Source organism: Streptomyces sp. M2CJ-2 (assembly GCF_016757295.1).
Lineage (GTDB): Bacteria > Actinomycetota > Actinomycetes > Streptomycetales > Streptomycetaceae > Streptomyces.
In genome coordinates this window covers 1-24,230 of the sequence record NZ_JAESIF010000013.1, presented here as the reverse complement: position 1 = coordinate 24,230, position 24,230 = coordinate 1, and the positions used below count along the sequence as shown (strand labels likewise).

20 protein-coding genes and 1 pseudogene are annotated in these 24,230 nt (G+C 68.7%); 15 read left to right on the top strand and 6 right to left on the bottom strand.

The window, feature by feature from the left end; genetic code table 11:
• Positions 1 to 536 precede the first annotated feature (536 nt).
• The 10 genes and pseudogenes from leuS (at position 537) to JL475_RS13155 (ending at position 14,868) form a co-directional block, all read left to right on the top strand.
• Positions 537 to 3,434, top strand: a complete 2,898-nt coding sequence (leuS, locus tag JL475_RS13200; RefSeq protein WP_202277785.1) for a leucine--tRNA ligase — start codon at positions 537 to 539, stop codon at positions 3,432 to 3,434.
• Between the two features lie 175 nt (positions 3,435 to 3,609).
• Entirely contained in the window at positions 3,610 to 4,320 is a 711-nt protein-coding gene (locus JL475_RS13195) for a hypothetical protein (RefSeq protein ID WP_202277784.1), read from the top strand.
• Between the two features lie 95 nt (positions 4,321 to 4,415).
• Positions 4,416 to 5,261 carry a DegV family protein gene (locus JL475_RS13190; protein ID WP_202277783.1) on the top strand — a complete coding sequence of 282 codons (846 nt, stop codon included), beginning with the start codon at positions 4,416 to 4,418 and terminating at the stop codon, positions 5,259 to 5,261.
• 115 nt (positions 5,262 to 5,376) lie between these two features.
• Complete coding sequence (locus tag JL475_RS13185) at positions 5,377 to 6,417, top strand: ComEA family DNA-binding protein (RefSeq protein WP_202277782.1); 1,041 nt, start codon at positions 5,377 to 5,379, stop codon at positions 6,415 to 6,417.
• Between the two features lie 65 nt (positions 6,418 to 6,482).
• Positions 6,483 to 8,414: pseudogene (locus JL475_RS13180) on the top strand (ComEC/Rec2 family competence protein); the annotation flags it as partial.
• A gap of 119 nt (positions 8,415 to 8,533) precedes the next feature.
• The gene (locus tag JL475_RS13175; protein ID WP_202277781.1) at positions 8,534 to 9,997 is read left to right on the top strand and encodes a hypothetical protein; all 1,464 of its coding nucleotides are present in this window, start codon (positions 8,534 to 8,536) and stop codon (positions 9,995 to 9,997) included.
• 130 nt (positions 9,998 to 10,127) lie between these two features.
• Entirely contained in the window at positions 10,128 to 11,933 is a 1,806-nt protein-coding gene (locus JL475_RS13170; RefSeq protein WP_202277780.1) for a hypothetical protein, read from the top strand.
• Positions 11,930 to 14,029: an integrase gene (locus tag JL475_RS13165; protein WP_202277779.1), complete on the top strand. Its 2,100-nt coding sequence runs from the start codon at positions 11,930 to 11,932 to the stop codon at positions 14,027 to 14,029. Before JL475_RS13170 ends, JL475_RS13165 begins: the two co-directional genes overlap by 4 nt.
• Positions 14,026 to 14,472: a hypothetical protein gene (locus tag JL475_RS13160; protein ID WP_202277778.1), complete on the top strand. Its 447-nt coding sequence runs from the start codon at positions 14,026 to 14,028 to the stop codon at positions 14,470 to 14,472. Before JL475_RS13165 ends, JL475_RS13160 begins: the two co-directional genes overlap by 4 nt.
• A 165-nt stretch (positions 14,473 to 14,637) precedes the next feature.
• A complete protein-coding gene (locus tag JL475_RS13155; RefSeq protein WP_202277777.1) occupies positions 14,638 to 14,868 on the top strand; it encodes a hypothetical protein in 231 nt (76 codons plus the stop codon).
• Between the two features lie 47 nt (positions 14,869 to 14,915).
• Here JL475_RS13155 and JL475_RS13150 read toward each other — a convergent pair whose 3' ends face one another.
• From JL475_RS13150 to JL475_RS13135, 4 genes are all read right to left on the bottom strand, one after another.
• Positions 14,916 to 16,379: a UvrD-helicase domain-containing protein gene (locus JL475_RS13150; protein ID WP_202277860.1), complete on the bottom strand. Its 1,464-nt coding sequence runs from the start codon at positions 16,377 to 16,379 to the stop codon at positions 14,916 to 14,918.
• 75 nt (positions 16,380 to 16,454) lie between these two features.
• Complete coding sequence (locus JL475_RS13145; RefSeq protein WP_202277776.1) at positions 16,455 to 16,931, bottom strand: hypothetical protein; 477 nt, start codon at positions 16,929 to 16,931, stop codon at positions 16,455 to 16,457.
• Positions 16,928 to 17,806: a DUF6083 domain-containing protein gene (locus JL475_RS13140; protein WP_202277775.1), complete on the bottom strand. Its 879-nt coding sequence runs from the start codon at positions 17,804 to 17,806 to the stop codon at positions 16,928 to 16,930. The genes JL475_RS13145 and JL475_RS13140 overlap by 4 nt, the downstream gene beginning before the upstream one ends.
• A gap of 161 nt (positions 17,807 to 17,967) precedes the next feature.
• A complete protein-coding gene (locus JL475_RS13135; RefSeq protein WP_202277774.1) occupies positions 17,968 to 18,240 on the bottom strand; it encodes a helix-turn-helix transcriptional regulator in 273 nt (90 codons plus the stop codon).
• A 166-nt stretch (positions 18,241 to 18,406) separates the two neighbouring features.
• Here JL475_RS13135 and JL475_RS13130 point away from each other — a divergent pair, with 166 nt between their 5' ends.
• Entirely contained in the window at positions 18,407 to 19,417 is a 1,011-nt protein-coding gene (locus tag JL475_RS13130) for a hypothetical protein (RefSeq protein ID WP_202277773.1), read from the top strand.
• Positions 19,418 to 19,493: 76 nt separating this feature from the next.
• Here JL475_RS13130 and JL475_RS13125 read toward each other — a convergent pair whose 3' ends face one another.
• Positions 19,494 to 19,847, bottom strand: a complete 354-nt coding sequence (locus tag JL475_RS13125; protein WP_202277859.1) for a hypothetical protein — start codon at positions 19,845 to 19,847, stop codon at positions 19,494 to 19,496.
• A gap of 393 nt (positions 19,848 to 20,240) precedes the next feature.
• Between JL475_RS13125 and JL475_RS13120 the strand changes: the two genes are divergently transcribed.
• From JL475_RS13120 to JL475_RS13105, 4 genes are all read left to right on the top strand, one after another.
• Positions 20,241 to 20,876 carry a hypothetical protein gene (locus JL475_RS13120; RefSeq protein WP_202277772.1) on the top strand — a complete coding sequence of 212 codons (636 nt, stop codon included), beginning with the start codon at positions 20,241 to 20,243 and terminating at the stop codon, positions 20,874 to 20,876.
• Positions 20,821 to 22,005 carry an XRE family transcriptional regulator gene (locus tag JL475_RS13115; protein ID WP_272932922.1) on the top strand — a complete coding sequence of 395 codons (1,185 nt, stop codon included), beginning with the start codon at positions 20,821 to 20,823 and terminating at the stop codon, positions 22,003 to 22,005. Before JL475_RS13120 ends, JL475_RS13115 begins: the two co-directional genes overlap by 56 nt.
• A gap of 97 nt (positions 22,006 to 22,102) precedes the next feature.
• On the top strand, positions 22,103 to 22,612 hold the full coding sequence (locus JL475_RS13110) for a hypothetical protein (protein ID WP_202277770.1): 510 nt from the start codon (positions 22,103 to 22,105) through the stop codon (positions 22,610 to 22,612).
• Positions 22,609 to 23,670 (top strand): serine/threonine-protein kinase, encoded by a 1,062-nt coding sequence (locus JL475_RS13105; RefSeq protein WP_202277769.1) that lies wholly within the window; start codon positions 22,609 to 22,611, stop codon positions 23,668 to 23,670. Before JL475_RS13110 ends, JL475_RS13105 begins: the two co-directional genes overlap by 4 nt.
• Here JL475_RS13105 and JL475_RS13100 read toward each other — a convergent pair.
• Complete coding sequence (locus tag JL475_RS13100; protein WP_202277768.1) at positions 23,616 to 24,023, bottom strand: hypothetical protein; 408 nt, start codon at positions 24,021 to 24,023, stop codon at positions 23,616 to 23,618. The genes JL475_RS13105 and JL475_RS13100 overlap by 55 nt on opposite strands.
• Between the last annotated feature and the right edge of the window lie 207 nt (positions 24,024 to 24,230).

Sequence of the window (24,230 nt, the reverse complement as noted above, 5' to 3'; positions counted from 1 at the left end):
ACTGACCGGCAGCCGACCGGCCCTGAGCGGGCGGTGGGCTGCTGTCTGGACGAGGGTTCATGGGGGAACTCCGAACGTTCGGGAGAAGCGGTCCCGGGCCGCACTCTAAACCTCCTGCGTACCGGGGAGTACAGGTTTGAGTTATTGCGCTGTTATCAAAGGACGATCCGGTCGGGGGGATGCCCCATAGGGGGCGTTACGCGAAGTAATCTTTGACCGGGATTCAGGGGTGTCGGTGGGGCGGGAGCCCTCCCTGCGGGCCCGTCGGCGGTTCCCGGGGGCCCCGTGGGGCCGGAAAGCGCGTCGCGGCGCGCCGCGGGCCTGCGGTACCCTGGCGCCATGCGTGCCGTACGCCTTCTGCTTAGCGAGCCGCGCTGATCAGTCCCGACCACGGTCGTACCAGGTGGTCGGAATCGGCGCGGCGTCCCCTCCTGTGCGAGGGGATTTTTCATTTCCGGAAGCCCGAAGGCCCGGAGGCCCGAAGGCCTGAAATGCCGCAGCCGAAGGCGCAGACGATCGATGGAGCTTTGAGGATCATGAGCGAGACGAACCCCGCGGCCACCGCCCCTGTGTCGGCGGAGGCCGCGCCGCACCGCTACACGGCCGCCCTGGCGGCCGAGATCGAGGCACGCTGGCAGGACTTCTGGGACGCCGAGGGCACCTACGCCGCGCCCAACCCGAGCGGTGACCTGGCGGACGATCCGGAGCTGGTCGCCCGGCCCAAGAAGTTCATCATGGACATGTTCCCCTACCCCTCGGGTGCGGGACTGCACGTCGGCCACCCCCTGGGATACATCGCCACCGACGTCTCCGCCCGGTTCCAGCGCATGACCGGCCACAACGTCCTGCACACCCTGGGCTTCGACGCCTTCGGACTGCCCGCCGAGCAGTACGCCGTGCAGACCGGCACGCACCCGCGGGTGTCCACCGAGGCCAACATCGAGAACATGAAGGCCCAGCTGCGCCGGCTGGGCCTGGGCCACGACAGGCGCCGGTCGTTCGCCACGATCGACCCGGAGTACTACAAGTGGACCCAGTGGATCTTCCTGCAGATCTTCAACTCCTGGTACGACGACGAGGCCGACCGGGCCCGCCCGATCACCGAGCTGATCGCCGAGTTCGAGTCCGGTGAGCGCCCCGTACCGGGCCACGCGCGCGCGTGGAGCGAGCTGAGCGAGGCCGAGCGCGCCGACGTCCTGGGCGAGTTCCGGCTGGCCTACGCCTCCGACGCGCCGGTCAACTGGTGCCCCGGCCTGGGCACCGTACTGGCCAACGAGGAGGTCACCGCCGAAGGCCGTTCCGAGCGCGGCAACTTCCCGGTCTTCAAGGCGAAGCTGCGCCAGTGGAACATGCGCATCACCGCCTACGCCGAGCGGCTGCTGGCGGACCTGGACGCCCTGGACTGGCCCGAGGCCATCAAGCTGCAGCAGCGCAACTGGATCGGCCGCTCCGAGGGCGCCCGCGTCGACTTCCCCATCGACGGCGAGCGGATCACCGTCTTCACCACCCGCCCCGACACCCTGTTCGGCGCCACCTACATGGTGCTGGCGCCCGAGCACCCGCTGGTCGAGAAGTTCACCCCGGCCACCTGGCCCGAGGGCACCCACGACATCTGGACCGGCGGCCACGCCACCCCGGCCGAGGCCGTCGCCGCCTACCGGGCGCGGGCCGCCTCCAAGTCCGACGTGGAGCGGCAGGCCGAGGCCAAGGACAAGACCGGCGTCTTCATCGGCTCCTACGCGACCAACCCGGTCAACGGCGAGCAGGTGCCCGTCTTCATCGCCGACTACGTCCTGATGGGCTACGGCACCGGCGCGATCATGGCGGTACCGGCCGGTGACCAGCGCGACTTCGAGTTCGCGCGCGCCTTCGAACTGCCGATCCACTGCATCGTCGAGCCGACGGACGGCCGCGGCACGGACACCGCCACGTGGGAGGACGCCTTCGCGTCGTACGACGCGAGGATCATCAACTCGTCCAACGACGAGGTGAGCCTGGACGGCCTGGGCGTCGTCGAGGCCAAGGCGCGCATCACCGAGTGGCTGGAGCGCCGGGGCGTCGGCGAGGGCACCGTCAACTTCCGGCTGCGCGACTGGCTGTTCAGCCGCCAGCGCTACTGGGGCGAGCCCTTCCCGATCGTCTACGACGAGGACGGCATCGCCCACGCGCTGCCCGAGTCGATGCTGCCGCTGGAACTGCCCGAGGTCGAGGACTACTCCCCGCGCACCTTCGACCCCGACGACGCCGACAGCCGGCCCGAGACGCCGCTGTCGCGCAACGAGGACTGGGTCCACGTCACCCTGGACCTGGGCGACGGCCGTGGTCCGCGCCGGTACCGGCGCGAGACCAACACCATGCCCAACTGGGCCGGTTCCTGCTGGTACGAGCTGCGCTACCTGGACCCGCACAACAGCGAGAAGCTGGTCGACCCGGAGATCGAGCGGTACTGGATGGGCCCGCGCGAGGGCATGCCGCACGGCGGCGTCGACCTGTACGTCGGTGGCGCCGAGCACGCCGTCCTGCACCTGCTGTACGCGCGCTTCTGGTCCAAGGTGCTGCACGACCTGGGGCACGTGTCGTCGGCGGAGCCGTTCCACAAGCTGTACAACCAGGGCATGATCCAGGCCTACGTCTACCGCGACAGCCGCGGCATCGCGGTGCCGGCCGCCGAGGTCGAGGAGCACGAGGGCGCCTACCACTACCAGGGCGAGCGGGTCTCCCGGCTGCTGGGCAAGATGGGCAAGTCCCTGAAGAACGCGGTCACTCCGGACGAGATCTGCGCCGAGTACGGGGCCGACACCCTGCGCCTGTACGAGATGGCGATGGGCCCGCTGGACGTGTCGCGGCCGTGGGACACCCGCGCGGTGGTCGGCCAGTTCCGGCTGCTGCAGCGGCTGTGGCGCAACATCGTCGACGAGGACACCGGCGAGGTGACCGTCGTCGACGCGGGGGACTCCGGTATCGACGAGGAGACCCTGCGCGCCCTGCACAAGGCGATCGACGGGGTGCGCCAGGACCTGGAGGGCATGCGCTTCAACACCGCCATCGCCAAGGTCACCGAGCTGAACAACCACCTGACCAAGCGGGGGGATGCGGTGCCGCGTCCGGTCGCCGAGTCCCTGGTGCTGCTGGTGGCGCCGCTGGCCCCGCACATCGCGGAGGAGCTGTGGCGCGCGCTGGGCCACACCGACTCGGTCGTCCACCAGGACTTCCCGGTCGCCGACCCGGCGTACGTGGTCGACGAGGCCGTCACCTGCGTGGTCCAGGTCAAGGGCAAGGTCAAGGCCCGCCTGGAGGTGTCGCCGTCGATCTCCGAGGAGGAGCTGGAGAAGGTGGCGCTGGCCGACGAGAGGGTCGTCGCGGCGCTGGGCGGGGCCGGGATCCGCAAGGTGATCGTGCGGGCACCGAAGCTGGTGAACATCGTTCCGGCGTGACGCCGGGACGATGTGGCGCCGTGCCGTCCTAGCGCTGCGGGCCGGCCGGGTTGCCGGGTCGCCGAACGGCGGGCTCGGGGTTCTTCCGGAACTCCGCGCCTGCCCGTTGCGTTTATCTTTGAAGAGCGGCGCGGTGTGTGTGGCGGCAGGCCCCAGGGCCCGGAGGAGGAGTCTCGTGGAAGCAGTGATCGCAGTGTTGGCCCTGCTCTTCGTGCTCTTCGTCGTGCTCGGCGCGTACGCCACCGTGAAGGTCGTCGGTGCCGCCAAGCGCAGCGCGGACCGTCACATCACCCAGGCCCGCCGCACGGTCGAGGACCACACCCTGAAGGTCAAGTCCTTCGCCCAGTCCGGCCCGGCCGGCGAGATCGCCCAACTCCGGCTCACACTGCGTACGTCCATGCGCGCCACCCAGGACGCGCTGAAGGCCGGCGCCGCCGAGGACCAGTCCCTCAAGGAGTCCCTCGCCCTCTTCGAGCGGCTCAGCGCGCACGGGCACGAACTGGAGGGCGAACTCAGGCGCCTGGAGTCCGAGCCGGACCGCGGCACCCTCGGCAAGCGGCTGCCCGAACTGCGTGAGCGCACCAACCGCATCACGCGGTCGGCGGACTCCCTGCGCTGGGCGGCCCGCGACCGCGCCCGCCACTTCGCGGACGACGACCTCGACTCCCTGAGCAGCCAGATCGACATGGAGACCGGAGCCCTGCGGCACTGGACGACCACCGAGCAGCAGTCCGCCTCCACCTCCGCCTCCGCGTCCGTGCCCCGGTCCGCAGCACCGGCCGAGGACGCCCCGGCAGCCGGACCGGCCCGCCCCGCCATCACACCGCCCGGACCGCGCCCCACCTACCCCTGGCAGAAGAAGGCCCGTCCGGAGAGCACCACTTGATCCGGTCGTTCCGATCGCCGTGATCCGGACACGGTCCCGTCCGGCGCGCCGGTCCGGGCTGCCGAGGAGGCCGTACGCCAGGTAACCTCCAGCCCATGTCCCGCCATGTCGCCATCGTCACCGATTCAACGGCCTACCTTCCGGCCCGGACGATGGAGCGGCACGGCATCACCGCGGTACCCCTGACCGTGGTCCTGGGGGACCGCGCGCTGGAAGAGGGCACCGAGATCTCCACCCGTTCCCTCGCCGAGGCACTGCAGAAACGGCGTCCGGTGACGACGTCCCGGCCCGGCCCCGAGATCTTCGCCGAGACCTACCGCAAGGCCGCCGAGTCCGGCGCCACCGGCATCGTCTCCCTCCACCTCTCCGCCGAACTCTCCGGTACCTACGACGCGGCGGTCGTCGCGGCCCGCGAGGCGCCGGTGCCGGTGCGGGTGGTGGACACCGGCATGATCGCCATGGCGCTCGGATTCTGTGCCCTCGCCGCGGCACTGACCGCGGAGGCGGGCGGCACCGTGGACGACGCGGTCACGGCCGCGGAGAAACGGGCGGCGGGCACCTCCGCGTACTTCTACGTCGACACCCTGGACTATCTGCGCCGCGGCGGACGCATCGGAACCGCGCAGGCCCTGCTGGGATCGGCACTCGCCGTGAAACCGCTGCTCCAACTGGCGGGCGGCCGCATCGAGCCCCTGGAGAAGGTGCGCACGGCGTCGAAGGCCATCGCCCGCCTGGAGGAGATCGCGGCCGAGCGGGCGGGCGCCGCCGAGGTCGACATCGCCGTCCACCACCTCGCCGCGCCGGACCGCGCGTCGGCCCTCGCGGACCGGCTGCGCACGCGGCTGCCCGGCCTGGCCGACCTGCACGTCAGCGAGGTCGGCGCGGTGATCGGCGCGCACACGGGACCCGGCCTGCTGGGGGTCGTGGTCTCGGCTCGGTGAGGGGCTGCTGCCGGGCTGGCGCGTCAGGGTGACGGAGTTGTCCACAACCGGCCGGTAGTCCACCGAAATCAAGCAAGATCATCGCGGATGCGGTGGTGTGCCCGATCCTGCCGACATGGCACTTCGATCACGTTCACACACAGCGACCGCGACCAGCGGGCCGGGCCGTGCACCCGCCTCCGACGGCCGCGCCCGCCACCGTCGGCCGTCCGCCGCCGGGACGGGGTCCCGCTCCGGCGGCGGACGGGTGCGGCACGAGCACCGGCACCGGGACCGTGACACCTCGGCGGAAGAGCTTCGGCGCCGGGCGGAGGCGCTGTTCGGGGAGCGGGGCGGGGGCCTCAGGGACATCAGGGGCGCCAGGGTCGTACCGAGTTGGGCCGTGGGCGGTACGGGTCCGGACCCGGTGGCGGATCCGGACCCGTCGGCTTCGGGGGAGCGGCGGCCGGCCGGTCGGACGGTGCTCGCACTGCGGGAGCGGTTGCCGCTGTGGGTGCGGACGCGGTGCGGGCTGGAACGACGGAGCGTGATCGCGTTGTCGGTGGTGCTCGTGGTCGCCGTGGGGTTCGCCGTACAGCACTTCTGGGGCGGGCGGACCCAGCCGGTGCGGGCACCGGAGGTGGTGGGGGCGGCCGTGCTCCACGAGGAGAACCGACCTGCCGCCCCGGCCGGGGCCGGCGAACCCGCCGACACGGGTACTGCGGGGGCGGCTCCCGAGATCGTGGTCGATGTCGGCGGCAAGGTGCGTGACCCGGGCGTTCACCGTCTCCCGGCCGGCTCACGGGTCGCGGACGCGTTGCGGGCGGCGGGCGGAGTACGCCCCGGGACCAGGACCGACGGCCTCAACCGGGCCCGCTTCCTCGTGGACGGCGAGCAGGTGATCGTCGGCGGCCCGGCACCGGCGGCAGGCCCGGAGCCCGTGGCGGGCGGTCCGGCCGGGCCGGCGGCGGGAGCCGGGCCCACGGCACCGGTGTCCCTCAACACCGCCACCTCGGACCAGCTCGAGACCCTCCCGGGCGTCGGCCCCGTGCTGGCCCGGCACATCATCGAGTACCGCACCCGAAACGGCGGGTTCCGCTCGGTGGACGAACTGCGGGAAGTGAACGGCATCGGCGACCGCCGCTTCGCGGACCTGCGGAACCTCGTACGTCCATGAGGGGCCGGACGGCGGCGCCCGCCCTCACGGAACCCGCCGCCGCGGGACCCGCCACCCGACTGCCCGTGCACGCCTCCTCCGGGAAGCGGCTCGGCGCCGCCCACCCGCGGCAGGAAGGGCCGGCCGACCTGCGGCTCGTCCCACCCGCGCTGGCGGCCTGGATCACGGCGGCGGTGATGCTGCACGCCCCGCCCGACAGGGTGCTGGGCACCGTGATCGCGTCCTTGGCGCCGGCCGCCGTTCTCCTCGCCCTGCGAAACCGCCGGGCGGGACCGGGGCGTGCGGGACGGGGACGTGCGGGCCAGGGACACGCGCGCGTCTCCGGAGCCGCGGTACTGCTCTGCGTCGCCGCTGCCGCCTGCTCGGCGGGCCTGCACGGCGCGGATCTGCGGCGCGGCCCGGTGCCGGAGCTGGCGCGGGAGTACGCCGCAGTGACGGCCGAGGTCGAGATCACCTCCGACCCCCGCCTGAGCCGGCCCAGGAGCGGCGGCAGCCGGCCGGCCCCGACGACGGTGCTCATCGAGGCCGACGTGCGGCGGGTGGAGCGGGCCGGGCGGGGAGCTGCGGTGGCGACCCGGGCCCCGGTGCTGATGATGGTCGACGCGCGTCCGACCGGGGGCGGTGCGCCGGACGGACGAGTACGCCCGGCCGAGGAACGCTCGCCGTGGCTCGGACTGCTGCCGTCCACCCGGCTGCGGATCGAGGCCCGGCTCGCGCCCGCGACGGCGGGCGGTGACCGGTTCGCGGCCGTGCTGCGGGTCGAGGGCCGGGACGGGCCGGAGACGGTGGGGGAGCCGACGGGGCCGCAGCGGCTGGCGGGGCGGCTGCGGGCCGGACTGCGGACGGCGACCGACGGGCTGTCGACGGACGCGCGGGCCCTGCTGCCGGGGCTGGTCGTCGGCGACACCGCACGCGTCACCCCGGAACTCGAAGAGGCGTTCAGGGAGACCGACCTCACGCACACTTTGGCTGTTTCCGGGGCGAACTTCACCATCCTCCTCGCCCTGCTCCTCGGTCCGCCGGGCCTGGCGCAGTACGCCGAGCGCCGTGGTCTCGCCGCGCGCCTCGGCATCCCCCTGCGGACGACCGCGCTGCTCGGCGGGGTGATCTCGCTCGGGTTCGTCGTCGTGTGCCGGCCGGATCCGAGTGTGCTGCGGGCCGCGGCCTGCGGATCCGTCGCGCTGCTCGCGCTCGCCACCGGCCGCCGCAGATCGCTGATCCCGGCTCTGGCGACGGCCGTCCTGCTGCTGGTGCTCTACGACCCGTGGCTGGCCCGCACCTACGGCTTCCTGCTCTCCGTGCTGGCCACCGGCGCCCTGCTCACGCTCGCCCCGCGCTGGAGCATCGGCCTGCGACGGCGCGGAGTGCCGCCACGGCTCGCGGAGGCGCTGGCCGCCGCGGGTGCCGCGCAAGCGGTGTGCGCGCCGGTGGTCGTCGTCCTGTCGGCGCGGGTGAGCCTGGTGGCGGTGCCGTGCAATCTCCTCGCGGAGTTCGCCCTCGCACCGGCCACCGTGCTGGGCTTCCTGGCGCTGGCCACCGCCCTGCCGGCGATACCGCTGGCGAAGGCGCTCGCCTGGTGCGCGAGTTGGCCCGCGGAGTGGATCGCGCAGATCGCCCGGACCGGGGCCGCGCTGCCCGGCGCCGGAGTCGACTGGCCGGGCGGCTGGGCCGGGGCGGCACTGCTCGGGGCGCTCACCCCGGTCGTGCTGCTGGCCGGCCGGAGGCTGCTGGGGCACCCCTGGTGGTGCGCGATCTGCGCGCTGCTCCTGGTCCTCCTGGTGGTGCGGCCACCGCCACTCACCCGGGTGATCACGGGTTGGCCGCCGCCGGGCTGGCGGCTGGTGATGTGCGACGTGGGCCAGGGCGACGCGATGGTGCTGGCGGCGGGCGAGGACACCGGGGTGGTCGTGGACGCCGGCCCGGACCCGGCACTGGTGGACCGCTGCCTGCGTTCCCTCGGCATCACCCGCGTCCCGCTGGTCGTGCTGACCCACTTCTTCTTTCCGCTGTTCAGATCTGTCTCATGAGATCTGTGGTTCAGTCTCGATCTGTTGTGGTGGTACGAGACAGGTGAGCTGACGGGAGTTCCTCCCGGGCCCCTGGGGAGGGAGCGAAGGTGGATCTTTCCTTCGTACAGTCCGGGCTGCTGGAGAGGTACCTGGACAGTGATGTGATCTCCGCAGCCGAGGTGGCCGCGCTGCTGAAGCGGCGGGGAGTGCTTGATGGGACGCCGGTGTTCCTTGACGAAGCGACGCAGATGCCGGTTCCGCCCCTGTGCGAGTACGGCAGGTACCTTTCGACGGCGTTGCTGGACGAGACCACGCTGAAGGACTATGGGCGAGCGGTTCGCCGCCTGGATGACCACCTCGCGGGCTTGGGCAGCGACGTGCTGTCGGCGGTGGAGTCGGATCTCGTTTCGTACCGCGACCAGCGGACCCGGTGGCAGAAAAAGCCGATCGGCTGGTCAGCCTGGAGCAAGGAGTCGTTTGTCCAGGACGACCTCTACGGGTTCCTCATCGACCGGGGAATCTTGTCGCACCGGCCGGCGAGGGTGGCGGCGCGGGGACGCAACGCGCTGGCCCCGCGCGTCCGGTCGAGCATGGACATCCGGCACCTGACCTTTGAGCAGTACCGGTACCTCCGGGATGTGGGGCTGGGCGGGCAGCTGCCCAACGCCCAGGTGGATCCGACCTTCCGCGGGTGGTCACCGCTACGCAACCGGGCGGGCTCTGACATCGCCCTGGGGTCGGGATCACGCTGGGGCGAGTGGTCGACGCTGTTGCTTCCCGAGATCGGGCTCTGGCCCGGGATGCCTGGCGGGGCTGCCGAGTACACGGTCCAGGCCTGCGCGAAGTACGGCAAAGCCCGCACGGTCTACGTCCCCGAGGACGCTGTCGCCTCCGCTGACCTGTTCTGCCTGCTGGAGCGGCCGGACATCGTCCGCAGGGCCGCCCGGACTCTGGAGCGAAAGGCCCGCGACCTGTTCGTGGTGGGTGAAGTCGATTTCGCCGGCGGGCGGGTGCGGGGTGTCCTGGATGGCGTCGTGCGCGAGTTCCAGATGTCGGCCATGCCCGCCAAGATGCGGCGGATCACCGTTTATGAGGGCGAGTTCGGCCTGGAGGCTCTGTCCCTGTTTGTCTGCCGCGGCGGTCTGATGCCCGGGGCGGACGCCTGGAAGAGCTATCGCCACCGGGCCTGGACGCGCATGAACGCGCTCGCCGACGAGACCACCCCGCACCTTCCCGCCCGGCGGTGGAGATGGCACGACCTCAGGCACACCTACGCTCTGCAGCTGCTGACCTATTTGGAGAACCTCATGGACGGCGAGGAGCCAGACCTGCAGGCCCGTCGCCGTCGGCACCGCTCCTACTTGACCGGGCACATCCGGCACAATCCACTGCTGATCGTCAGCCGCCGACTCGGTCACTCGAGCCCAGAGACCACTTTCGACTACCTTCAGTACACCGATGACCTGATTAACGAGTTCGAGGCGGCGTTCTCCAGCTGGGTGGGCGACGAAGAGTCGACCTATGCCGACATCGCCGCTCACGCACTGTCCAACGCGAAGGGCGGCCGCTGAGATGCCGCGGACGAGCAGGCCGGGTCCTCGGACCAAAAAAGAACGCGAGCGGTTGCTGGCGGTCCTGGCAAATCCGGTTCCACCGGGTGGTGTCGGTCCTCGGGTAGTCAGTGTCGACGGACGCATCCTCGTGGTCGCTCCGGCGGACTTCCGCTGTTCGTTGCTGGTGATGCAGTTGGCGGACGAGTGGGTTGAGTACGTGGCTGCCACGGCTATCACGGCATCTGCGCGGGTCTACCGGACGGCGATCAACCGGCTTTGTGCATACGTGGACAAGGCGTTGGGGTCAGAGGCGGAGGAGGCGAGCCTGGCTGACCCGGGGCTCTTTGACGCGCTGGTGGACTGGGAGCTGTCCTTGCCCGAGGACTACGCTCCGAGCTCGACGCATCCCGCGGTGCTTGCCGCGGCCGTGCGCGTGTTGATCGTGCGTAGGGACGACCACGCTGACCGCTCGGTTGCCCCGGAAGTGGCCCGGCTGGCTCGCGGTCCTGGGCTTCTGGGCAGCGGGGAGAAGACGCAACGGGACGAGTTCACCCTGAAGGAAAAGCGGGCTCTGGTCCGCGCCGCCTGGCAGAGTGCCCACGCGACCCGCCAACGCCTGGACGAGGGCTGGGCCCTGGCAGGGCGAGGATGTCACCCCAGTCTGGGCAGCTGGACCAGCATCACCGACCTGCTCTGGGGCCTGGCCCACGAGCAGATCACCCCTGACGACATCCGCCAGCAGATGCCGCATCCCCGGCATTGGCCTCCGGAACTGCGGGATTTCGCCTCAGGCCCAACCGGAAGCCTCCCACCGCAGACGGCGCGTCGCCAGCTGCTTTCGCGGCTGTTCGCGACGTTGTACCCCACCACCCTCGACCTGCACTCCTTTCGTGTCCTGCTGATGGACGCTACCGGCTACACCTCCGAGGAAGTCACCGGCTTCGGAGAGACAGAGATCGAATTTCTTCCCAAGGGCGTCCGTCTGACCCTGCTCAAGAACCGGGCCAGATGGCTGCGACACCGGGCCTTTCGAGACCGGGCCACACCCGGTGAGCTTGCTGCGGACGACGACACTGATGAGCGACTCATCGTGAACTGGCCACGGCGCGAGGCCAGCGAAGTGGTCCGCCAGTTGTTGGACCTCACCGCCCGGACACGCGCCAAGGCCCCGCACATCACCGACACCCTCTTCGTCCGCGCCGTCGTCCGCAACGACTTCACTCCTCTGTTCGACCGCTGGATCCCCGAGGCCAAGACAACGTCGTTCGGCAGCTGGCTGGACATGATGGACGTCGAGATCAAGGGAGATCGGCACATCGGCCGCATGCGTAAATCGGTCAAGGTCGAGAAGGCCATCGTGACCGAAGGACGCATCAGCGCGGCAGCGGACGACCACACCGAGGAAACCTTCGCTGGCCACTATGCGCAGGGCACCACGCTGCGAATACTGTCTGGCCGAACGATCGCCACTGCTCAACAACACTGGTTCGACAAGGCGCTCGACCGCGTCGACGGTCCCACCGTTGTCTCCAAAGAGGTCGTAGATCATGGCGTGCTCACGGACGCAGGGCTGTCCCCCGAGGAAGCCGAGGACATCATGACCGGCCAGCTCGACATGGGTGTCTCCCACTGCAAAAACCCCTACGAGTCACCCTTCAGCCGCCCCGGCGAACTCTGCGCGGTCGCCCCGCTGCGATGCCTGGAATGCCGAAACGCCTGGATCCTGCCCTCCAACCTTCCCCAGCTTCTGCTCTTCCACGATCATTTGGAAAAGCTCCGTTACCGGCTGAGCCCGACGGTCTTCACCCGGCTCTGGGGGCAGAGCTGGGTGAACCTTCGCGCCGTCCTGGACGACCGCCCGGCTGAGGAACTCGCCCACGCCCGCAAGCACATCGAAGCCGGCCAGGCCATCCTGGACCTGCCGCTGGCCGCGAACACGGAGTTCGACGCATGATCTTGCCTTTGCCCCAACAACGACGCTCCCCCCTGTTCCGGGACGACGCGCCAGTTGTCCAGGGCCGCGCTCTGCTGCCCGAGGCCCGCAAACCCGGGGCCCGCGTCCCCCGGCTCGGCGACACTCGCATCTGGGACTTCAACGGGGTCCTCAAGCGCCCCGCCAACGTCAACGCCAGCGACTGGAAGGTCCATTTCAGCCAAGGGCTGGAAAATCCGTACTGGAACATGCTGGCACGCGAGTTCATGATGATCGTCATGAACCGGCGGCACCCCGTGGTCCTCAAGAGCGGGATCGTCCTCGAAGGCTCTGGCACCCCTACGACCTTGAGCCACATCGCCTCACGGCTTCGAGCGGTGGCGCGCTGGGGACGCGAGAACGGACGTCCTGCTCACCCGGATGCCTGGACCGCCGAAGACCTGCGACAGCGCATCACCGACCTGGCCGCGGAGGGAATGAGCCCGGAAACGGTCAGAAGCCACGTAGGCACGTTGAAGAACTTGGCGATCGCTGAGCCCGCGCTGAGCCTGCCTTGGCCCGTCGGGGACCCCTGGCCTGGTCAGAGCGCCCGTGATGTCGCCCGGTCCCGGCCCAGCAAAGCAATCACCACCCCGACGGTTCCTCCAAAGACGTGGTTCCCGCTGATCCGCGCAGCCTGGGCCTACATCCACGATTTCGCCCCCGACGTCCTGCGCGCTGACTCTCGCGTTCGAGAGCTGAAAGCAGACGCCCGCCTCTCTGTGATCGGCATCGATGCACGACTTGAGCAGTGGTTCGCCGAACCTGAGAACAAGATCCCTGTCCATGTCGCATCTGCTGGTGGCCAGGACCCAAGGGTGAACTGGAACCTGTTGACGCTCCTGCTGGGCTACGAAGCAATCCACAATTCGGCGTTCGCCGCAGATGCTCGCAATCCGCTGAAGACACGGCGACGTGAACTGGTCCAGAACACCGCGGCCGAGGGCCGGACCACGACCCACGCTTTGACCGGAGAGCTGGTACAGGTCACCCGACCGGATGGTGCCACGGGCCCCTGGCACCCAGGCATCGACCTTCGGGCGCTGACCGACTTGAAGACGGCATTGCGCAACGCCGCATTCACCCTGGTGGTGGGCCTGTCGATGATGCGTGACTCGGAGATCCACGAAATCCTGCGGGACCCCGTTGTCGAGCACTACAACACTCCTGCCATCGCCTCCACGAAGATCAAGGGCACCACCGACCGCCCCGGCAAGCACTGGTGGATCGCCGGCCCCCTCGTTGAAGCACTCGCAGTCGCCGAGGCCGTCTCCCTGCACCCCGAGCGCGTATTCGCACCGGTCCATAGTTCGAATCAGGACGGCACCATTGACGGCGCCTTGATGCTCGCGTCGTTCGTGAGGTTCGTGAACGCCAACCGGGTCTGGACCGGACTCGACGCGATCCCCGCCACCTACATCCGACCACACATGTTCCGCCGGACGATGGCGATGCTCACCGACCAGTTCCCCGGCTCCGAAATCGCCACCGGCATCCAGCTCAAGCACCTCGCCACACGGGCCCTCGCCAACGCCACCACTCGCGGCTATGCCGCCTCCGACGCTGAGTGGGCCAAATACCTCGAGGACGCTCTCGACAATGTCAAGTTCCGCAAGATCAAGGACCTCTACCAGCGTCATACCGCAGGCGAGGAGATCGGATTCGGGCCCGGCGCCGAACGCATCAAGGATGCCTTTGACCAGGTCACCGCTACCGTAAAGGCCCGCAACGGTGACGCCCGCACCGCCGATACCCTCTTGCGCACCACGCGGATCCACATCCGCTTCGGCATGCTCAACAACTGCACCGCCGACCACACCAACCCCGTCGGCGCCGTCTGCCTTGAGAATGCGATCGTCCCCGAAGGACACACCGGCCCCCTTGACGAACGCTGCCGACCGGACCGATGCGCCAACAGCATGATCGGCTTCGAACATCTGCCGATCTATGACTCTCACCAGCGGAAACAGCTCGAGCTCATTAACAGCCCTGCTGTTCCAAGGTGCCGCCGTGACCTTGCCGAACGCGAACTGGACATCACCCGCAACGTACTCAAAATGGCAGGTGAGGCCCAGTGAGCCATCCAGACTCCGCCCCTGAAGACCAGGTCAGCCCCAAGACTGCCGCCGCGCTGCGGGCAGCGATGGCTCGGCTCTTTGACGGCCGTCCGCAACGGACCGACGGTCGGCTCACGAAGGAAAATCTCTACAAAGAAGCCCAGGTCAGCCGCGCGACCATGAACCGCGCGCATGCCATTTTGGCCGAGTGGGACGCCTACCTTGCCACGCACGGCAAGGTCATCCCCGGCGAGGCCAAACGCGACGCGACCATCGCTGACCTCAAGAAGCGACTGACCAAGAAGACCCAGGAATGCACGCTCCTGGAGAACAAACTTAAGGCCGCCCACACCGCGATCGCCGCTCTCTTCCACGACAACGAAGCCCTCCGGCAGCAACTCCACAGGGACGTCTCAACCACCGTCACGCCCATCCGGCCCCGCGGCCCCCGAAAACGCCGCTGAATGTCCCGCTTCCGTCTCCAGACCTCTGGAGGGGGCAGCCCGCCGGGTCGCTCTGTAGCCTTTGTTTCTGACCTCCTCGTCGAGTGGTTATCCACAGGCCTGCACGTGAGCAGCCCCTGGCCCGTACGGTGTGGACCTCCATGATCACGAGCACGGGGGTGCGCAGTGCCGTACGAGGTCGACCTGGCGGTCCGGGTGGAGGACGCGCTGGATGAACTGCCGCTGGAGGGGCGCAAGGAGGTGATGGAGACGATCGCCGCTGTTCTGGTGCGGCCGAGTGAATGGCCGCAGCCCGGTAGCTGGCACGCCGCGCTGGTCTTCGGGTCTCGCTCGTGGGTGTGGTTCACCGCCTTTCTCGGCGGCATCGAGGTGATCGATGTTGGCTGGGCGGGCTGACCCGGCGGGCGGCCTGCGGTGCTGGACCAGAGGCCGCTCTGTGGGGTTCATCCGCTTTCTGTCGGCTGGGCGGGTGTAGTCCATGCCAGGCCGCCGAGGTCGAGTCGATGGCGGGCACGGGTGACGGCCACGTAGGCGAGACGAGCGTCCGTGTTGCTCACTTCAGGAGTCTGGCCAGCTGTGGGTGCGCCGGGATCAGTGTCCTTCGGTTGGGGAAAGTCGTTGCCGATCCTGACAGTCGGCCATTCGCGGCCTTTGGCCTTGTGGGCGGTGGAGACGGTGACGTCGGCGTGAGCTTCCTCGGCGAGTTGCGACACGGCGGCGAGAATGGCGTCGGGGCCGTAGGTGTCGACGAGGTCGACGAAGGGCTGCAGGTCGCGGCCAGCCGGGTCGAAGGCGGCGTAGTCCTGCAGATCGCCCCAGGACGCGAACAGCACGAGTTCGGGGTGGTGAGTGCGGCGTCCTTCCTTCAAGTCGCGTGCAGATACAGCGAGTTGAGCCAGCTGATGGCTTCCCCGGGTGAGGGCGACGCGATGTCCGTCGCCAAGCAAGCGCATGACCTCCGTCATCGCGCCGATGTTGGTCCGGCACAGTACGGCGTCGGGATGGTCGACGCTGCTGACCTCCGCGCGAATGCCGGTGGTTCCCGTCAAACGGATGGGGGCATCGGCGAGCGCGAGCCACCGGTTCGCCTCGTCGGCGATTTGTGGCCCGAAGCGGAACGAGCGGGTGAGGGTGAGCTGTTCGGCGTCGAAGCCAGTCATCACGTCGGCTGCGCCGCGCCATCCGTAGATGGCCTGGGCCGAGTCACCGACCATGACGAGCTGAGCATGGTTCCGTTGCGCGGTGAACACTTGCTCCAGCACGGGGTTGGTGTCCTGGGCCTCGTCGAGAAAGAGGAAGTCGGCTTCGATGGTGGGTTCGGTCAGGGCCCACATTTTGAGGTAGTGGTCGTGCTCAAAGCGCACCATGCCGTGGCCCGGGTGCTGCAGGTCTGCCCAGGCTTTGATCGCGAAGGGGAGCACGAGTTCGGCAAACTGCCGGTGGTCGGCGGGAGCGTCGAGGCCGCGCAGGCTCGGCACGTGGTGGCGTGCGAGGACACTGTCGGCGGAGTGGCAGAAGCGGGTGACGGTGCGCAGCACGTTGTGGGACAGGGTTCTCTGGCTGATCTCGTGGCCAGCGATCCGCGTGGGGTGCAGGATGCCGAGGGCCTGGCCGGCCTTCCAGGCCGGCTGGCGGGGGCTGTTGAGCCGGTCAGCGTAACGGTGGCCGAGTGCGGCGAAGGCCGTGGCGTGGGCGGTGCGGCACTGCACCGTGGATGGAAAGCGCGCAGCGGCGTCACGCGCGATGTCCTTGTTGAAGGCCATGTAGCGGCCGCGGCGTTGGGTGTCGGCGGCGAGCAGGCGCAGTGTGCTCGTCTTCCCGGTCCCGGCTCCGGCCTGCAACGCGAGGTGCTGGCCAGAGCGGAAGGTGTCCGCCGCGTGGACCTGTTCGGGGGTGGGGGTGTGCAACAAGAACTCCATGGATGGGAACGGTCGAACCGAGGCGCAGATGGTGCCGTGGCCGCCGAGGGAACGGTGGCCAGTTCAGTAGTAGGGCGGCCATGCCTGGAAAAGACGACCTGCGGCGCAGGCCAGGACTTCTTCCGGAGTGTGGTGGGAGAGCAAGCGGCGCAGCTGTGACTCAAGACGGTGATGCCGTTCGCGTTGTTCTCGCGCGAGGCTGGCGGTGATCCGCTCGCGCAGGACCTCTCCGGGGCGCTCGCCGCTGGCGGACGCCTCCTGGCGAACCTGCGCGTGGATGCGTCGGTTGAGGACGACGTTGAGTAGGACGCGGCCGTGGCGGTCAGGGTAGTGCGTCGTCAGCACGTCGATCGGCAGGACCGAGTCCAGTCGGCGCCGCAACCGGTGCAGGGCGCGGCCCGGGCTCTTGTCGCTCTGCACTGCCATCAGCCGGGTGCGCTCCGCGTTCGCGGCGAACGCTAGGCGGTGACGGGCCCGGTGAAGTTCCCGGGCGGAGGCGGGTCGGGTCAGCACGATCTCGACGGCGTACTGATGTGTCACGACCGGTCCTGTCGTAGTGCGTGGCCGCCGGGGCGGCGTTCGTGCAAGGGCAGGCGGGTGCGGATGTGCTCGGGGTGGCGGAACGGGTTGAAGGGCTCCCAGGCCGCGACGGTGAGGTCACCGGCCGCGGTGGCGGCATGCTGCTCGCACCGCTGGGCGCGCCAGCGCAGCTGTTCTTGATACGGCAGCGAGGACAGGCTGTAGACGGCCATGACATCCGACGGCAGCGTGAGCTGACCGTGGTGCGCGCTCACCGGCACCAAAGTCCACACGCCGTGCAGAGCGCCAGGGCCGAGGACCTTGGCGGTGCATCGGGTACGGCGTACGGTTTGGGCGACGCACTGGATCTCGTCGACGGGACGGGAGGCCAGGTAACGGACGAACAGCAGCTGCACGACGGGCCGGGCCGGACGGCAGGATGTCTCACCGGGCGGCGGACTGTCGGCTGGTGTGGCAGGCGGAGTGAGGACTCCGGCGTTGAGCAGACGGCGCGTGCGCAGGGCGAGAGACCGGCGCAGCCCGGACAACTCCGATGCGGCTGGCGGCCCCGGGCGGGCGGGGCACAGCAGTGCGTGCGCGAGCCGACACCAGCTGCTCCCATCGCCCGCGGGATGGGCGACGCCGCGGCTGACGTGCCAGCGGCAGGACTCCGGCACCTGAGCCGTGGGTAGTTCGCGCGGGTGCAGCTGCACTGGGCGATCGTCGACGCGCAGGTACCACTCGACGGGATTGCCACATTCGCGGCAGGAGGCGGTCTGGCCGCAGCGCAGCAGGCGGCTGGTGCTGTCGGGGGCGATACGCAGGGACCGCCGCCGGGGCGCGCTCGCGCGGCTGCCGTCCCAGTGCCGTCCACAAGGAGAAGGTGAGGAGTGCATGCGGGTGAACCTGCCAGCCGACACACAGCACCGGCGGCACCTGGCCCGGATGATCCCCCGAGGAGAGCAGAACAGGGCGACAGCAGTACGAACGACTGATCACGTATTCGATACAGCGTTGCCGGATCGGGTGAATCGCTACCGGTGCCGGACGCCCTGAATCAGCTGTCGGAACTGGCGCCGGCTCCGGGCAGGTCGTGCTCGTGGCAGAGGATGGCGAAGAGCTCGTCGAAGGGTGTGTCCAGGGCGTGTGCGAGGGCGTGCCACGTCTTGAGGGTGCCGATGGTGCGGCCCTGCTCGATCTCGATCACGGTGCGCCTGGCCAGGCCACTGCGGGAGGCAAGCTCGTCATAGCTCCACCCGCGCTCAGCCCGCAGGCGCCCCAGCTCCCTCCGGAGCGCGTCGAGGTCCGGATCAGGCGGCAAGATCGTCACCCGACCATCCGACGGTGCAGAACCCTGCCCTGTCAGTGCAGACCTCTGCCCTATTTCACCCAGTGGCTCCCGGCGGGAGGGCAGGAGTCTGCACTACGGTGTCGGCCGCCCCGCCGCACGGTGCGGTAGGGCTGGCGCCGGATCAGGAAAGGAGGGACACACGCCCATGAGGCTGCGCACCGTGTGTCCTCAGGCGCCGCGGACCTGGACAGTGGAACTGAGATGCCTGACCGGCGGGCTCGTCCTCGTCTGCCAGCACTGCCCCCAGGACGCCTGGCGGGTGACCGCGGAGTCCGCACGCTCGGCAGCCCTTGCCCACCTTGCCCGGCACGCCCGCAGTGATCTCCGCGCGCCTCACCTGCGGACCTGCCAGTGCCATGAACGCGGCTGCCGCTGGCACCGCCGCCACCGCGGGTGCGCCGGGCCCATCCGTCTGCTCCTGGCCTGCGAACGTGGCGGCCGCATCTGGCGCCTCGCCGACGCCTGCGGCGCCTGCGCCGCGGCAACCGCCCAGGCCGCCATCGTCCCCGATACCGTGCTGGCCGCACCCCTCCACCTGCCTTCTGGGCGACCGCGTCGCAGCCGGCGGCCCAGGGGGCCGGGAGAGCGCGTCCGCGTGGGCGAGATCCTCAGCTACCTGGCCGTGGCCCTGCCCGCGGACGTCTCTGCCGGGGCCAGACTCCTCGCCCTGCAGTGCGCACTGCGCATGAACGCGTATATGCATGTCGAACTCCCCGCGGGTCTGCTGCGCGGTCTTCGCATCGACACCGGGTGGACATGCCACGAGTTGGAGCGGGCGCGGTGGCTGAACGTGGTGAACGGTCCCGGAGCGGCCGGGGTCGCCGCGGAACTTCGCGATGCCACGCTGCTCGCCCAGTCACCGGCCTGCCCCGACCGGCGGCGCGCGGCCGACTGGGCACTGCGTACCGGATGCCCTTCCCGGATGGGGGAGACCGAGCCCCGGTTGCGATTGCCGGGCGTCTATCTCTCGGCGCACAGCGATCCGTCCTCGGGGGAGGGGCGGAGCGAATACGACCGGATCATCCGTGACTGTGGCCTGCATGATCAGGGGTTTCACGGTGCGCTGACTCGCCTGACGGCGACCGGTGTCCTGGAGGGGTGGCGGATCTGCCCGGACTCAGGTGACGTGCACTGGATGCTTGCGCAGGGGCACTGACGGCCGGGCCGCCTTATGGACCAGCACAGGGGCGTGAACGGAGTCCGAGGCGTGAACTGCTCACGGGGCGGCGCCGTCAATCGACGGGCGCGGCAGCCTGCACCAGTTCGGGAAAGGTGCCTTTCCATGCCTCGCGGACGTGACGGCTGATCGGCTTGCGCAGGACGGGCCACTGCTCGACGAGCAGCCCGTGATCGAGGAACGCCATCAGATCGCCCTGCTGGCCCTCGGCGAGCGCGATCCGGTACAGGCCCATCCGCGATTCGGGCCCATCTAGGGCAAAGCTCATACGCCCCGACCAGGCCACATAGAGAGAAAGTGCCACAACACCGCTGGTGGGGCCCGCCAGATCCGCGAGCCGCTCGGGCAGGCGGCGATAACGCGCCCGAAGGATCTCGCCGATGGACGCCGGATCGGGTGGAGTACCCATGTTCACGCCTTCAGTATCTGTCGGACCCCGCTGGCGTGAAGCGGACCACTGGTGCGGCGGGCCAAGCCCAATATCCATCGGCATGCCAGCCGGCCGCTGCGGCACGGCTGCAGGCCGAAGCGCCGAGCAGTCGCACCGTTCAGGCTGCGGCGGACCGCGACAAGGCGGACACACGGGCCGCCTCTCAGCCAGAGAAGAGCGGAAGTCCGCCGAAGCGGGATGATCATGAGCGTGCCGCCGCACCTACCGTATGGATGCCCGGTCCCAGGCGGACGTCCGCCTGGGACCGGGAAGATGACATATTCGAACTGAGATGCGATGATGATCGTGGTTTCAAAAACGCCACCTCGAATGAGGTATGGTTTTTGAAACCCGCGGTTGTCTGGAGGAGCTGTGCAGAACCTGGATCCCGAGTGGCGCGTGCAGCGGCTCGCGCAGCTCGACTTCTCGAACGGCCTCTTCCATGGGGCGCTCGATCTGGCGGCGGCTGATGTGCGTAGTTGCACCGACTTCGATGCGCCGGCCATGGCCGGGTTCACGTTCTGGAGCCGCACCAACCGGTACCTCGCCGAGGCGCTCCACCCGGACGGGTGGAGCCACACCTCGCGGGACAGCATCCTCCGGATGATCCACCCCAGCATGAGTCACGCGGTCACGGCGATCAGTGCCCAGGGAGGCATCGGCGATCTGAAGGCTCGGGTGAAGTCGAAGAACCCGAAGGGCCCTGCCATGGCCCGCCTGGTGGAGAGGAACGGCCAGTTAGCGTTCCTCAGCCACGACGAGGTGCTGTACGGCCGTGAACTCGACCAGATCCCGACGTGGTGCCTGCTCTACAAGTGGGACAAGGGAGTGATCTCCGCCGAGCTGTCGCTGCCGATCAAGATGAACGGGAAGTTCGTCGATGAGTGGCAGGAACGCATCCCTCTGGTGCTGCCTGACCTGAACGACCCCGGTACGGACATTGCGCTGTTGGATGATCCGGGTGACGACAGCGGCCCGGAGGTTGTCGTGGAGCTGCTGGGGGGCTGACCGAAGTGTAAGAGTGCGGACGTGGGAGCTGAGGAAAGTGTTCACCCCTGAACGGTTGGTCCTTGCCCGTAAGAGGCGACGGATGACGTTGGCCGAACTGGCCCGGCGGTCGGGGTTCTCGGCGCAGAGCATCACTGCCTTCGAGAACCACCGCAGGCCACCGTCACCGGAGACGCTTTCCTCCCTCGCGGCCGCACTTCACTATCCGGTCGCATTCTTCGAGGCCCCTCCGCCCACTCAACTGCAGTTGGACGCGGTCAGTTTCAGGGCGCCGTCCAAGATGACAGCCGCTGAGCGTGACAGCGCGTTGAGCTCAGGGGCCGTGGCGGTGGCGCTCAATACTTGGCTGGCAGGGCTGTTCAAGCTGCCGAAGCCGAACGTGCCGACCTATCCCCATCTCAAGCCGGAGGCAGCCGCCGAGCAGGTACGCGCCGCGTGGGGCCTAGGGGAGGCTCCCGTCCCCAACACCGTGCATCTGCTGGAGGCCAACGGCGTACGTGTGTTCTCCCTGCCGTCGGACTGCCTGGACATTGATGCTTTCTCAACCATCAACGCAGGCACCCCTTACGTCTTCCTCAACACGCGCAAGACTGGGGAGCGTGGCCGCTTCGACGCCGCCCACGAACTCGGGCACCTCGTACTGCACTGCGAACACCGCATCCCCCACGGGCGGGACTCCGAGGGCGAGGCCAACGACTTCGCCTCCGCCTTCCTCATGCCGCGTGCCGGCATCCTCGCCCAGAGACTCAACAACGCCTCTCTCGACCGGATACTCAGCGCCAAGCGTAAATGGGGCGTCTCCGCCATGGCGCTGACCTATCGACTGCGCAAGCTCGGACTGCTCTCTGAATGGCGCTACACCCAGACCGTTAAGGAGCTTGCGCACCGCGGGTACCGCCGCGACGAGCCGGGCTCCTCCCTCGTCCGCGAGAGCAGCCAGTTGCTCGCAAAGGTGTTCGAGGCCCTGCGTCAACCCCTGAACATGTCTCCGGCAGATGTCGCAGCCGAGTTGAACATCTATCCTGAGGAACTCAATGAGTACGTCTTCGGACTCGTACCCATCGGCGTCGACGGAGGCGGCAGGCAATCGGCGCCAGTGCGGCCTGACCTGCGGCTGATCAAGGGGTAGCTGGCGCGGCTGACCGCCGCATGCGAAACAACGATCCGCTCTCAACCCGGCCTGTCCGCAGGCGTACAGGCCGGTACTTCCCGGAAAGAAGTGACGTATGAAGGTCCTGGGTGTGGCTGTCTCATCAGGTGCGATCCACTACGGCGCGCTCACTGCCGCCGAAGACACCCAGGACATCTCCCACACACCCGGCGCCCCCGAACGCCTCATGCCCGCAGTTGGCCTGACGGGGACGCAGCGACTGGGAGACACCCATCAGAGGATTGCCCAGGACCTCCGCGTGCTGCAGCCTGACGCCGTGATCATCGTGGCCACCCGCAAGAACAACCAATGGGTGTACCGCGAGGCCTTCGACCGCATCTCGCTGATCTCGGCGCTCATGCTGTCCTGCGTCGAGCAAGGGATCACATGCGAAGAGTGGAATACGGAGCGCATCGGTAAACTCGTCGGCGTCTCCGCACCCAAGCTGGCCTTATTCGACTGCAAAGAGGTCGGGTTCACCCAGCCCCCCTTGTACTGGACGGCGGGGCGCGGACCGGCATTCGCCGCAGCCAAGGCTTACGCCGTCGAGATGTCCAGGGAGAGCAGCGAAGGACAAGGGTTGTGAACGAGCGCGAGAGACCGCTCATTCTGGACTACGAGTGCCTCCACAGCATGCCGAGCGGTCTGCGTGAGGTGCGCGTGTGGCTGGATCCCGTCCTGGAGACGTGGCTGGTCGGTAAACGCATCGACCTCTCCGAAGTCCAGGGCGCGGACCTGGTGGAGCCTCGTGTCATGGAAATGATCACTCATCCGAACGTGGTGAAGGTGCGCTCGGTCGCGACCGTCCCCAGCTTCAAAGCTCCCATGCAAGTCGTCGAGGTGTTCATGCCCTATTACGAGAAAGGCAGCATCACCGACGCGATGCTGAAGGGCGAGCACTTCACAGCAGCCGAGGCGCTGCGGATCATCCGTGCGGCCCTGCGGGGTCTGACCGAGATGCACGAGCGGTACAACATTCTGCACCGTGACGTGAAGAGCCCGAACCTGTTCCTGACCGGCGACGCCGACACAGTCAAGATCGGCGACCTGGGCCTGGCTGGCGCCATGGACGACACCGGCCAAGCGCCTTGCGTGAACGCGCCCCACCTGTACGCTCCGCCTGAGTTGCTGATCGCGGACGGGCTGACTCGTTCCTCCGACCTGTACTCCCTCGGCGTGGTTCTGATCGAACTGCTCAGGGGGAGATTCGACTACGCCTCGTACTCGACCACAGACGTCGTTGACGCGCTCCTGGCTGGTCGGCCCCCTCTGCGTAAAGAAGACGCAGTCCTGCCCCCATGGGTGTGCAAGTCGCTGCGGAAACTGGTGCAGAAAGCCACAGACCCTGACCCGGCCCGCCGCTTCCAGACGGCCCGAGAAATGAGCGACCAGATCGCCAGAATCCGCATCGCGGACTGGCAGAAGACCGAAGAACAGACCTGGGAGGCACCGTTCCTCCGCAAACCCAAGACACGCGTGCGCATCACGGCCAAGCCCTCCAAAGAGGGAGGGGTCACACTGGCCACTCACTGCAAAAAGACGCTCTCATGGCGCCGGGTGGATAAGGACGCAACGGCCCCCAACCTGGATCATAGTGACGCGCGTGATGTTTTCGAGAGGGCCAACAGCCTGGCCGTCAGCTGACGCACAGCGAAGTCGACGACCTGCCACTCTTGCGGTGACAGACCCTCGGCGGCCATCCTCTCGGCGAAGTCCGCCGTCTCGTACTTCGCAGTGTTTCCCGCACCGACCGGCACCAGGGCACCCGAACGTGCGAGTTCCCAGATCTCGGCCCGCACCCGCCGCGCATCAACACCCCCTTGCCCAATCATTGGAGCAAGCACCTCATGCCACGTGTCGGTGTGGCTGGCGGGCGAGCCTGCCCAGAGCTGCTCGACGAGGACTTCGGCCGCCCACGCATGTCGTGGCAGGGAACGCTCGGGCAGACGGGAAATACACGACACGAGCAGAGCGCCTTGAGGCGAGAGCGCTTCCACGGCTGGCTCCTCCTCAGTAGCAGCGGCATTGCTCGGTCAACAGTCTGCGGAGGACTTGTCCTTTCAGCGTGCCGGACAGGCTGCAGACACGCAAGACTCACCCCCATGACTTATTGCACGCGCGTTCGATTTCCCGACTTCATCAGTAGGTAGGCACACGTGGTCGGCGGATTCGCGGGCTGGCCTGCGAGAATGGCATGAGGAGCC